General features: G+C 46.9%; 11 protein-coding genes and 2 pseudogenes. 7 read left to right on the forward strand and 6 right to left on the reverse strand.

All coding sequences use genetic code 11. The features are described from left to right. Positions 1–20 precede the first annotated feature (20 nt). Together OC443_RS21945 and OC443_RS21950 are read right to left on the reverse strand one after the other, a co-directional pair. Positions 21–713, reverse strand: a complete 693-nt coding sequence (locus OC443_RS21945; protein ID WP_073579351.1) for an endonuclease — start codon at positions 711–713, stop codon at positions 21–23. A 285-nt stretch (positions 714–998) separates the two neighbouring features. Continuing rightward, positions 999–1,568, reverse strand: coding sequence for a PhnA domain-containing protein (locus OC443_RS21950; protein WP_073579352.1), 570 nt, complete (start codon positions 1,566–1,568; stop codon positions 999–1,001). Positions 1,569–1,813: 245 nt separating this feature from the next. On the opposite strand from OC443_RS21950, the gene OC443_RS21955 reads away from it, so the two are divergent. From OC443_RS21955 to OC443_RS21965, 3 genes are all read left to right on the forward strand, one after another. Then, positions 1,814–2,248, forward strand: a complete 435-nt coding sequence (locus OC443_RS21955) for a hotdog fold thioesterase (RefSeq protein WP_073579353.1) — start codon at positions 1,814–1,816, stop codon at positions 2,246–2,248. Between the two features lie 78 nt (positions 2,249–2,326). After that, entirely contained in the window at positions 2,327–4,027 is a 1,701-nt protein-coding gene (locus tag OC443_RS21960; RefSeq protein WP_073579354.1) for an SgrR family transcriptional regulator, read from the forward strand. Positions 4,028–4,039: 12 nt separating this feature from the next. Next, positions 4,040–4,927, forward strand: coding sequence for a LysR substrate-binding domain-containing protein (locus OC443_RS21965; protein WP_073579355.1), 888 nt, complete (start codon positions 4,040–4,042; stop codon positions 4,925–4,927). Positions 4,928–4,970: 43 nt separating this feature from the next. Here OC443_RS21965 and OC443_RS26435 read toward each other — a convergent pair. Together OC443_RS26435 and OC443_RS26440 are read right to left on the reverse strand one after the other, a co-directional pair. Next, positions 4,971–6,176 (reverse strand): annotated as a pseudogene (locus OC443_RS26435) (GNAT family N-acetyltransferase); the annotation flags it as partial. Positions 6,177–6,253: 77 nt separating this feature from the next. Further along, positions 6,254–7,652, reverse strand: a pseudogene (locus OC443_RS26440) (acetate--CoA ligase family protein); the annotation flags it as partial. A gap of 214 nt (positions 7,653–7,866) precedes the next feature. On the opposite strand from OC443_RS26440, the gene OC443_RS21975 reads away from it, so the two are divergent. Next, positions 7,867–8,466: an SPOR domain-containing protein gene (locus tag OC443_RS21975; protein WP_073579424.1), complete on the forward strand. Its 600-nt coding sequence runs from the start codon at positions 7,867–7,869 to the stop codon at positions 8,464–8,466. Positions 8,467–8,537: 71 nt separating this feature from the next. Next, positions 8,538–9,542 carry a D-alanine--D-alanine ligase gene (locus tag OC443_RS21980; RefSeq protein ID WP_073579357.1) on the forward strand — a complete coding sequence of 335 codons (1,005 nt, stop codon included), beginning with the start codon at positions 8,538–8,540 and terminating at the stop codon, positions 9,540–9,542. Here OC443_RS21980 and OC443_RS21985 read toward each other — a convergent pair. Then, positions 9,526–10,419 (reverse strand): tyrosine-type recombinase/integrase, encoded by an 894-nt coding sequence (locus OC443_RS21985; protein WP_159440293.1) that lies wholly within the window; start codon positions 10,417–10,419, stop codon positions 9,526–9,528. The two genes, OC443_RS21980 and OC443_RS21985, sit on opposite strands and share 17 nt — an antisense overlap. A gap of 172 nt (positions 10,420–10,591) precedes the next feature. Here OC443_RS21985 and OC443_RS21990 point away from each other — a divergent pair, with 172 nt between their 5' ends. Next, a complete protein-coding gene (locus OC443_RS21990; protein WP_073579359.1) occupies positions 10,592–10,966 on the forward strand; it encodes a DUF3319 domain-containing protein in 375 nt (124 codons plus the stop codon). A 1-nt stretch (position 10,967) separates the two neighbouring features. Continuing rightward, the gene (gene yciH, locus OC443_RS21995) at positions 10,968–11,279 is read left to right on the forward strand and encodes a stress response translation initiation inhibitor YciH (protein WP_073579360.1); all 312 of its coding nucleotides are present in this window, start codon (positions 10,968–10,970) and stop codon (positions 11,277–11,279) included. A 191-nt stretch (positions 11,280–11,470) separates the two neighbouring features. Here the strand turns inward: yciH and OC443_RS22000 are convergent, their stop codons facing one another. Further along, entirely contained in the window at positions 11,471–12,181 is a 711-nt protein-coding gene (locus OC443_RS22000) for a thioesterase II family protein (RefSeq protein ID WP_073579361.1), read from the reverse strand. Positions 12,182–12,386 lie beyond the last annotated feature (205 nt).

Here is a 12,386-nt window from a genome sequence, read left to right on the forward strand (position 1 = left end):
TAAAAAGGCCCGTTTGGGCCTTATTTGCAATGCTTTGTAACAAACTTATTATCATTTCCCTGAACAGCTGCTATCCGTTTATTCCTCTTACACTCCCACTTAGTTACAGGATCTGTCTTGTCCCATGCACTCATGAGTCTTTTCTGACTTTTTGATAATCTGATCTTGTACCGGTCGGACATGTATAAATAGGTTCTTGCGATATTGCCGCGAACACTTGCAGGAGGCATAGCGGATCGCTTCTTAAAATCAATCTGCATAGGGCATTGACCATATGTTGCACCATGCGTTCCTGACCATTGCGTGAACCTGTAGTTACTGCGATTTCCGTTCACCTCTCCGATAGCCGGGACAAGATTATGTAGATCCGATTCCATCTTTTTAAAAGCAGGGAACTTGTGGCAATTTTTGCGGCCACCTTCCTGCCAGCATTTCATCTGATGTCCAAACTGCCAGGCCGGCATGATGTGCTCCCATTCAATTCGGTTTGCACGCTTCTTCTCTTTTCTTATTTTATAGCCACATGATTTGAGATCAGGTTTACCGGCCCCTTTTTTACCTTTGAAGTTGAAGTCACAACCACAGTAAAACGTTTTGGTGTGGTCCTGATAGATTTTAACGGCCTCTTTTTTGGCTCGTGAAAAATTTGCAGGGTGGGCGGAAACTGACAAAGCTGGCACAAACAATAGTGCGATTACGAGTTTCTTATACATTGAGTCTACTTACTGATTTTGCTTATGAGTATATTTGAAGTTAGCAGAGATGATGTCAAGTTTTCATTTCCCCATTGAGTACTTAAATTTATGTAGAACTCATCGTAATGTTCCCCTTTATTTCCATATTAAATCAAGAGAGTATGATGGCTAAAAAAAGCACTGTATAAACTACTGTATTCCTCCACGTTAACTCCACAATTAATCCACGCCCCAAATTTCAGGCATAAAAAAAGGCACAAAATTTGTGCCTTTTTTTACTGTTTCAAACTGTCTTTTTTAAGCTTACTTTTTCCGCGAAAACTCACAGCGCAACCAGATAGATTGCCCTTCAACTTTACCGGAGAACAGATCCGGGTCATCCTGCGCGAGGCCAATGTTTCTGACCACTGTGCCTTGTTTGACGACCATGCTGGAACCTTTTACCGGCAGGTCTTTGATGATTGTGACATCGTCACCTTTCTTCAGTTCTGCACCGTTGCAATCGACGTGCTTCTGGCCGTCTTCATCCATGCCGATCTCTGCCCATTTGGCGACATCTTCTTCCATGTACATCATGTCCAGCAGGTCCTGAGCCCAGCCTTCAGATTCAGACAGACGTTTTAGCTGACGCCATGCGGTCACCTGTACTGGTGGCACCTGACTCCACATGCTGTCATTCAGGCAGCGCCAGTGGTTTGCATCTGCGGTTTCCGGGTTCTCGACCTGTTGGCGGCAGGTATCACACAACATGATCGCGTGATCAACGGTAACCTGAGTATGTGGTGCCACAACATAGGGTTGAAGCGGAGACGTTGCTGAGCACAGCTCACAAGCTGAACCACAGCGTTCCAGTAAAGTTGCTTCTGTAGACATCGCATCTTGATCCTGTCTGAAAATTGAGGGGGTATTATCCATTCTGTGGCGCGAAATGAAAGGACTAATCGATAAATAATATGCGATAAGCCGCTTTCATGAGACTCATGATAGACTGGACCGGTAAATTGTAAGTGGTGCTGATGTCGTGGCACAAACTAAAAAAGGGCAGGGAAGTCTGAAGCGGTTGTGAAACGACATCTGTGTTAACAGACTATGGAACGTCGGGCAAAAAGAGGAACAGCATGAAGATCTGGAAAAAACCGATTGATGTGGATGTATTGAACCAGACATCACCGAATACCCTGATTGAACACTTGAATATTGTTTACAGTGAAGTCACGGACAACACGATCTCTGCCACCATGCCTGTGTGCAGTTTTACCCATCAGCCACTGGGAATGCTGCACGGCGGGGCATCTGTCGTGCTGGCTGAAACGCTTGGCTCAGTGGCAGCGAATTTCTGTGTGGATGATAACCATTATGCGGTCGGGCTGGATATCAATGCCAACCATATTCGTGCCATGTGTAAAGGTGAAGTGACCGGCACGGCCGGGCCGGTGCATCTGGGTGTTTCGACTCAGGTATGGCAAATCAATATCACCGATGAGCGTGACCGGCTGGTTTGTCAGAGTCGCTTAACGGTGATGGTGAAGAAAAAGCGTGAGCGCCACAGCTAAATCCATGAAAGCATTTGCAACAGGGTGCTGAAATGGGGAAAATGATTTTATTCTTATTCCGGGTGAAATTTCCTCTTTATGAGCAGTCCAAGATTACGGGTTCAGTTCGAAACATTATTTGAATACTTTAACGGGCAAAATACCAGCATCCGGCTGGAAGATGTGACCGGCATTTTGTTCTGTACCCGGCGTAATGCCCGGATTGTTCTGAATAAAATGGAAGAAGAGGGCTGGATTGAATGGCATCCGGCGGCTGGCCGGGGCAAGTTATCTGAGCTGATCTTTAAAAGAAGCCGCTCCGATGTCAGTGAAAATCTTGCCCGGCGCTATCTCGAAGAAGGCAAAATCAGTCAGGCTTTGTCGGTGCTGGATCAGGATGCGGGCAAACTCACCCAGGTGATCCAGAATTATCTCGGTGTGCAGCATCAGGAAGGTTTACAGGTGGTACGTCTGCCTTATTACCGGCCTTTGTCAATGCTCAATCCGCGCAAAAAAATGCGCCGCTCTGAGCAGCATATTGCCCGGCAGATTTTCAGCGGCCTGACCACACTGGATGAACGGGATGAAGTACAGGCCGATCTGGCCCACAGCTGGGAAAATATCTCGCCGTGCCACTGGCGGTTTTACCTGCGTCCGGGCGTTCGTTTTCATAACGGCGAACAGCTGGTCTCTGAACTGGTGGCCAGAAATCTGCTCGACTTACGCCGGTTCCGGCTGTTTGAACATATCGAATCGGTGACGTCTCCCTGTGGTTATGTGGTTGATATCTTTTTGAAAAAGCCGGATTACCATCTGCCTGTTTTGTTGGCTGAAACCTGTGCCAAGATCATTGCTGATGACGTAAATAGCAGCGACCCTGATTTAATGCCGGTCGGCACCGGCCCATATAAAGTGGTGCTGAATGATGATAAACGCCTGATTCTTCAGGCATTTGACGGCTATTTTGGTTATCGTCCGCTACTGGATAAGATCGAAGTGTATGTGATTGATGAAACCCACTCCTGCCTGATTTTTCCGACATTGGATACCCCGATTAAAAACAGGCAAAGAAACCGGCTGACAGAGGAAGTCGATCTGGATCCGGGCTGTATTTATTTACAGCTGAACCGCAAAGATGGTGTTGCGCAGGATGAAAACTGGGCCGATTATCTGACTCAGAAGCTGAATGCCCTGAACTTTTTCAGCCGTTGCCCGGAAGAAACGATTGTTGAATGGGGCATTTTACCAGCACACGGCCTGAAGCCGGGCTGGTATCATCATAGCCCACAGCAGCAGGCTGAACCCCCCGGCTGTGCGACACTGACAGTTGCCTATCATGCCCGTCATCCGATGTTTCCGCATTTAAAGAAAATTATTCAGGCGGTGCTCACTGAAGATGGTATTCAGGTTGAGTTTGTCACTTACGAACATACAATTGAAGATATGTCTGGTGTGGATATCTGGATTAAAGCGATGGGGATTTCAAACCGCCGTGATGATGCGCTGGCCGGATGGCTGCTGGATTATTCCGATTTGAGTGAAATGAGTCAGGATCAAGACTTTGCGGCATGGCAACAGCGAATTGATGACTGGCGGTCTGAGATAAATCAGCCTTTTCCGGCAGCGGAAATAGGCAAATCTTTGATTGAACGGCATCAGATTGTCCCGCTTTTCCATTGCTGGCTGGGGGTGAATCATGATCAGTGTGGTGCCTTACAAAATGCGCAGTGTAATGCGTTAGGATGGTTTGATTTTTGCCGGGTGTGGGTTAAACCCGATTTGCACGCATCCGGTCATTAAAGGAAATTTGTTGTGCATAGTCCGATTACATTAGAGGCATTATATATACTTGATGCCATTGAGCGGCGGGGAAGCTTTGCTGCTGCCGCCCATGAACTGAACCGTGCGCCCAGTTCTCTGAGCTATCAGATTCAGAAGCTGGAGCAGGAACTTGATATCATCATTTTTGACCGGTCAGGGCATAAAGCGAATTTTACCGATTCCGGCCGGTTACTGCTGGATCAGGGGCGGCTGATTTTGTCGGCCACAGATAAACTGGTCAATGATGCGACTGTGCTGGCGAATGGCTGGGAGCTGGATTTAACCATCGCTTATGACGGCATTATTCCGGTCAATAACTTTTTCCCGATGGTGTCTTCGCTTGGAGATATCAGTAAAACGCGGGTGCGGTTGCAGGAAGAGATTCTGGCCGGCTGCTGGGAGTCGCTGGCGACAGACCGGGCCGATTTGCTGATTTGTCCACGGCTGGATACGCTGCCGCACGATGTCAAAGTGGAAACGCTGGGTTCGATTTCATTTGTCTGGGTGGCGGCAACAGAACATTATGTGCATAAACGCCGGGGGGTGTTTGATGAAGAAGCCCGGCAAAAATACCGGATTATCGCAATTTCAGATACCGCCCGGGAACAGCCGCCGCTGAGTGTGAACATTCTGCATAAACAGCCCCGGATGACCGTGACCACCATGGCTGCAAAATGTGAAGCTTTGATTGATGGTCTGGGTATCGGGACTTTACCGAAACAGGTGGCGGATGCTTATATTGCGCAGGGGAAACTCAGGTTGATTGACGGCACGGACATGACCACATCTGAGCTGGTACTGGCCTGGCGGCGCAATAAAATGGGAGAGGCGAAATCCTGGTGTATCCAGTACCTGAAAAAGCACTGGAAGATGATCTGAACATCCTCTTCACGGGCCGGTCACTGACCGGCTTTTTATGTTCTTATTGCAGGCTCAGTTGCATTTCTGCTGTGCCATCCTCAAAATCAATTTCAGTGCTGAATCCCAGGGCGCGGCTCAGTGACAGCATGCCCTGATTTGTTGGCATCGTCATGCCTGATATTTGTTGTGTGCCTTTTGCCCGGCAATAACCGATAATTTTTCTCATCAGAATTTTCCCAAGTCCCATGCCTTTGAGATCGGTCCGGATCAAAATGGCAAATTCTGCGTTACTGTTGTCCGGTGAGATCAATGCCCGGGAAACACCTAATATCTCTGGTTCGTCAGACTGACGTACTGCCACGAATGCCATTTCCCGGTCATAATCGATTTGTGTCAGATTTGCCAGCGTTTCATGACTAAACTCACCGACTTCGGTAAAAAAGCGTTTATACAAATCTTCTTTAGAGACTTTATGAATGAAAGCGGCGTGATGAGGTTCATCTTCCGGCAGGATCGGACGAATTAAAATATCTTCCTGCGTTTTTTGAATGGTGATCATTTCTTCCAGCTCCGCCGGATAGGGGCGAATCGCTAACCGGCCCTGAGCATCACCGCTGTAATGTTTCAGGGTTAAATCTGCATCCAGAATGGTGAATTGATCACCGTTGATCAACAACGGATGAATGTCAATTTCATGGACCTCCGGGCAGGACTCAATGAGTTGTGACAGACGGACGAGAAACTCAGCCAGCCCGTCGAGATGAACCGGGTCGGGCTGGCGCTGGAAGCGGATCTTGTTATTTTTCAGTGCATTGGCGATAAAGTAATGCGCCAGCGCCATATTTAATGGCGGCAGGGCTGCTTCTGCTTCAGTCGTTTCCTGCCATTCAGAGCCGCCCTGGCCAAGCAAAATCACCGGACCGAAAGTGTCATCATGTTTTACTTTAATACGTAACTCTTCTCCTCCGGCCCGCCTTGCCATTGCCTGTACCGCCAAACCATGAATGTTTGCGGACGGATAAAAAAGGTGTGTCCGGTCTAGTATCGCCTGTGCGGCACTGCTGACTTCATGCCGGTTACGCAGATTCAGCATCACGCCCTGAACATCGGATTTATGGGCAATATCGGGTGATCTGAGTTTGACTGCCACTGGGTAGCCAAGGTTTTCAGCAACGTGAATCGCTTCCGAACTGTCCTGCACCATCCAGGTCGGCAGGACATGAAAACCGAAATAGCGCAGAAACTCTCCGGCAAGGTGGGTATCAAACTGAATTGTCTCCACGGTATTCAGCCGTTTTTCAATCCACAGGTTCGCCTGATCAATTTGTGTGTGTGGCAGCGCATCCGCCGTTGTCGGTGTTTCCATCAACTGTTGCTGGTTTCTTTTGTAATTGACCATGTGCATAAATGCAATCACTGCGCTTTCCGGTGTCCGGTAAGTCGGGATGCCAGCCTGAGAAAGGCTTTGCCGGGCTGGCCTTGCGGTTTGCTCTCCTGACCAGTTGGTCAGAATATTGAACTGCCGCGTCCGGGGGTGCTTTTTCAACGCGTCGATCACTGCTTGTGCGGTTTGATCTGATTCAGCAACGGCGGAAGGGCTGTGCATAATCAAAATCGCATCGGCAATATCCGCATCAAGCAGGATATTCAGTGCCGCCACATAGCGTTGATGTCCGGCATCACCCACTAAATCAACCGGATTGGCCCGGGACCAGCTGGCAGGTAAAATCTGATCGAGTTGTTGCTTTAACTCATCAGTTAATTCTGCCAGTGTGCCGCCCCGTTCCAGCAAAGTATCAATCGCCATGATTGCCGGACCGCCACCGTTGGTCATAATTGCCAGCCGTTCCCCCCGCAGCGGCAGGGGGTGCGTCAGGGTTTCTACGGCGGCAAACAGTTCATGGGTATTGTGTACCCGTAGCATACCGCTGCGCCGGATCGCTGAGTCATAGATAATGTCGAGCGTATCGGTCCCGCCGGTATGTAACTGTGCAGCTTTACGGCCCTCACTGGTACGCCCTGCTTTTAATACCAGTATTCTCCGGTTGCGAGAAGCAGCTCTGGCTGCGGAAATAAAACGGCGCGCATCCCGGATAGTATCGATATAAAGCAAGATCGCATCTGTGTGTCTGTCGGTGCTGAAATAATCGAGTAAGTCACTGAAATTGATGTCGGACGCATTCCCCAGAGAAATAAAGGCAGAGAATCCGATCTGTGATTCATTCGCCCAGTCCAGCACTGTAGTACACAGCGCCGCAGACTGGGAGAAAAAGGCAATATTTCCTTTGATTGCCGCCACCGGAGAAAATGACGCATTGAAATTGAGCCATGGCAGAATAATGCCCAAGCTGTTCGGGCCAATCACCCGGATGCCCGCATTGCGGGCAATATCCATACATTGTGCCTGAATTTGATTGCCCTGATCGTCTTCACTGTACATATCTGATGAAAGGACAATCACTGCGGGGACTTTTTTCGCGGCTAGTTGTTGAAATAAAGCGACATTTCTGGAAGCATGCGTACACAGAACTGCGATATCAGGTATGATAGGCAGTGCGTCGATGGATTGGTATGACAGGACACCGCAAACAGATGTATAGCCGGGTGTGACGGGCATGATGGTTCCGTTAAATCCGCCCTGCAGCAGGTTTTTCATCACGACATGTCCGGCGCGAAGCGGGCGGTTGGATGCGCCAATCACAGCTACGCTCCGGGGATTCAGAAAATGGGACAGATCATTCATTTGGAGTCTCACATCTGCAAGGATATTGATTTGATTATATAATCAGACAGGGGATTCACCGAGCAACAAGGGGAAAACTTGTCGTTCAGGCTAAACTTGTTTAATACTTTGTGTTTAATATCACAGGTTATCCGGTCGAATTGACTACTCAAACTTGATTCCAGAGACAGCTATGGGCATGATTGATATACTTTTTATGAAAGGCATAAATACTATGGAAAAAAGAATCATTGTCGGAATGTCTACTTTACTTTTGGCGGCATGTTCCACTGGCTCTTATGTCAGTGATGTGACCGTTGATACACATAAAGAAGATTATCCGGCAGCAACAGTACAGAAGCCTGTGGTTTCTCAGAATGGTTCGATGAATGGTGTGACAGAAGAACCGGTTGTCGCGTCATCGATGCAAGAGATGAATACAGCGCCGATGTCGGAATCTGCACCGGTAATGGCTGAATCCAAACCGGCAAAAACAGAGCCGTCGGTTGTGATTACTGCACCTACCAGGAAAGATATCGCTCATCAGCCACACCGGTTTGGTTACACCATTCAGGTGATCGCAGTTGGCAATCAGTCAAAAGTTGACATGTTTGCTTCGAAACTGCCTAAAAATGGCCAGCCAGTCTGGGAAAACTATAAAGTCGTCAACGGCACAAAATGGTATACGATTCTGTTTGGCGATTTTGCAACCCGCGCAGATGCGAAAAAAGCGATCCGGACGCTGCCACAAGATTTTATTCACCTGAAACCTTTTGTTAAAAGCCTGGATGCAATCAAGAATTCTGAATATCCGACATTAAATAAGCTAAATTAATGAAATAAGAGAAGGGGCGTTTGCCCCTTCTGCTCTCAGACAGCTTAAAAATAAAGGACAATACACTTCGAATGAATCGGAAAAATATCTTACTCCTTTGCGGGGGAGGTTCTTCAGAGCATGAAGTATCTGTGGTGTCGGCAGATTATATTCAGGCTCAGCTGGAGCTTGATGACAACTATCGTGTTGAGCGTATCGAAATGAAAAAAAATGGCTGGTTTTCAGACAATGGTGAACTGGTCTTTCTTGATATCAATTCCGCGATACTGCATTCAGAAACCTCACAAAAGAAAATTGATTTTGTCGTGCCTTGTATCCACGGTTATCCGGGAGAGACCGGCGATATTCAGTCGATGCTTGAACTGGCCGGAATCCCTTATTTAGGATGCGGTCCGGAAGCCAGTACCAACAGCTTTAATAAAATTACATCCAAGCTATGGTACGACGCGCTGGAAATTCCCAATACGCCTTATTTGTTTCTTTCAACACTGAATGGTGAAGCGCTCGAAAAAGCACAACAGGCTTTCGAACAATGGGGAGCCGTATTTGTGAAAGCGGCGCGGCAGGGGTCTTCCGTTGGGTGTTATAGTGTCACTGATTCATCACAACTTCGTGAGTCCATTGAAGCCGCGTTCCGATATTCAGATCAGGTCTTGCTGGAAAAGTCGCTCAAACCAAGAGAGCTCGAAGTCGCAGCCTATGAAATGGACGGAGAACTGCATATTTCAAAACCGGGTGAAGTGATTGCACCGGAAGATAAGTTCTATACTTATGAGGAGAAATATAGTCAGGACAGTCACTCTCATACTCAGGTTGAGGCGCAGAACCTGTCACAGGAACAACTGACTCTGATACATGAGTATTGTGAGAAAGTATTCCGGCATATGAAATTACGCCATCTGGCCAGAATCGATTTTTTTCTGACACCGGAAGGAAATATTTACCTGAATGAAGTGAATACCTTTCCGGGGATGACGCCGATTTCAATGTTTCCTAAAATGCTGGAGCACAATGGGCACCGGTTTAGTCAGTTTTTGCATAACTGTATCGAACGAAGTATTACTTCCAGGGTTTAAACGATTTGTAACGAAGCATCATGGTCTCAGCACTGTGAGTGTCCCCAACATACTGAGCGGGCATCACAGGGCTGTGCCAGCGGCCAAAAGACTGAATTTCCCTGACTTTCATCCCTTGTTTGTGTAACTCCCTGACTGCGCCAATCCGGGTTGACTGTCCGGAAAATTTTAAATGTTTCATCCCCAGTCTCTCGCCGGCATGCCTTAATATGCGGTAAATAGAGGAGTCATTCAGTTTATTGGCGGCAATATTTTGATGCCGGTCGATAGATCGAAACAGATAAGGACTGTCACTGATATCAATCAGGTCCCGCCATTTCTCAATCGCCTGTGTTGCTTCTGCAGACAGCCCGTAAGTCTCATGGTGCAGGGCAACATGCAGATGTTGCGGATTATGATCGAGCAGCTGGCTGGTCTGAAAGTCTCTGAGTTCGGCCCGTTTCAAGGCGCATTCAAACATCAGAAAGTAAATTGCCAGATCCCGGATATCCCGTTTATTTTTTGAGTGTTGCATGCGCTTATTCAGCATCTGCAGATGAGTCAGATCAAAAGCGTCGGCTTGTTTGTTATCGCCTTTCTTTTCCTGTCTGAGCGACATCAGCAGTAATCTGACATCGGTGCTGCGGATTGGATCCGGACAGGAAAGGAATTTATGAATGACTGTTATAGTGACGGTGTAGCGTCTGATGGTTGAAAATTTCCGCTCCTGACTCTCTTTTTCTATAAACTGACGAACAGTGGTGGAGGTTGCTGGTAATGGGCATAATTGACGACTCAGGCAAAATTCAGTAAACAAATTCCAGTCTTTCGTCATGGCCAGTAGTGAGCTATGAGCATATTGATGCTGGGTCAATTCTGCCAGCTGTTCTGTTGTCACTGTTTTGCTTAAAATTTCTTTATACTTATTAAGTTCATCTTTTTTTGTGAGGTTCGTTCGTCTTTTTAACATTTTAACGCACTATAACTAAGTATATTGGTGTAAATATACTTGATAACTATGGAATTACAATTAATACTACTAAAAAAATGCTACGGAGGCTTACCAGAATATGGCAGTTGCAAGCTATCGGGGTATGGAATTGAAAACTGTGGGCCAGTCAACTGACGTCTGGCAGGTAAAGATCAAAAACCGGGTTTTGACCGGAAGTATGGTCGCTGTCAAAAAAAGTGTCGACTGGTGGTGTGAATCAGCCTCCATTATTGATCCAAAGGAATTTGAATCGTTAGCCACTAAACATGAAACTGGCGATGGGATGCAGGAGCAGTTTGCCGGATTTACGTTGAAAAATGATACGGGCAATCCGGGTGACTGGTACTGTATGTTTAATGGCCGTCTGATCAAAGGTTCTAAATTAGGACTTCAAAAACATATTGAAAAAACTATTATAGAGCTACGACAGGCAAGCCAGGCAAAGAAAGAATAGTATGTCATTAGTTTATTCAACCGAAACAGGCCGGATTAAACAGGAAGAAGAAAAGCCTTCCCGTCCTCAGGGGGATGGTATTGTCCGGATCCAGCGGCAGACCAAAGGCCGTAAAGGAAAAGGGGTGTGCATCATTACTGGTGTTGATCTGGATGATGCACCATTAAAGCTTCTTGCTGCTGAACTGAAAAAACACTGCGGATGTGGCGGTTCAGTGAAAGAGGGTACGATAGAAATCCAGGGAGATGCCAGAGATAAAATGAAATCATTTCTGGAGAAAAAAGGATTTACGGTAAAACTCGCCGGTGGATAATCGTTTTTATCAGGACTGAATTACAGATGTATACCCAAACAACCTGAAGATGCAGGGTTCAGTGAGATTTGTCTCAAAGCCAGACAAACTCACCCGAAGGGCGTGAGCTGAATCATGCTTGGGTATAAGAGCCATCAAATGATTTGATGGCTCTTTTTTCTTTTGACTATTCGATCAGTTTGACTGTTCGATCAGGATGCATGCTGAATTATCGCAGGTGCCAATAACTGGTTGGTCACAGTGCAAAGCAGCTGGCAGTGGTCAAATATAAAAAAGTGTTTGCCCGGAAAACTCTGTAAATGAACAGGTTCTGTCGTGACCTGTTGCCAGGCTGAAGCGGTTTCGAAACTGACATTTTCCTGATCTCCGTACCAGACCGTCACCGGACAATTCAAAGGACGACAGGGTTGCCATTGCCAGGTTTCTGCCGCGGTAAAATCTGCCCGGAGAATCTGTTCAAAATAGTTTCTCAGTTTGAGATCATGCATCAGTTCGTCTGGAATTCCGCCCATAGCTGACAGCGCCTGCCAGAAATCATCTGAATTCATCAGATGTTTTCTTCCTGTCAATTGGACGGTGGGGGAACTTCTGCCCGAGACAATCATGTGACTGGGTGGACGGTATCCATGAGCGGCTGCGATCCGGGCAACCAGATACGAAACCAGCGCTCCCATACTATGCCCGTAAAATACATATTCCGAGTTGAAGAGATTCGCCTGCCGTAATTCATGAAACAACAGTTCTGCAATCGCTTCAAGCTCATACATGAGAGGTTCATGACTTTTAATACCATGCCCCGGATACTCCATACACTGTACGTGAATGTCTCTGTTCAGTCTGCTGAACAGGTCACTGTAAGCCCGGCTGCTTCCGCCTGCATATGGAAAACAAATCAGTTGCAAGAGATATTCCTTTTGTTTAATACCTGATTAAGCATAGCGCTTTATATTTATACCTAAGGCGCCTATACCTTAAGTTACAGTACTTAAAGTATCTGTACTTAAATAAGTATATCCACTCAATTCATATTCATAAAAGATCATTCTGCTGACTTAATTATCATATTGCAACACCACTTGCTTTTACTGTGACTGGATTCTGTATTGA

Source organism: Vibrio quintilis, assembly GCF_024529975.1.
GTDB lineage: Bacteria > Pseudomonadota > Gammaproteobacteria > Enterobacterales > Vibrionaceae > Vibrio > Vibrio quintilis.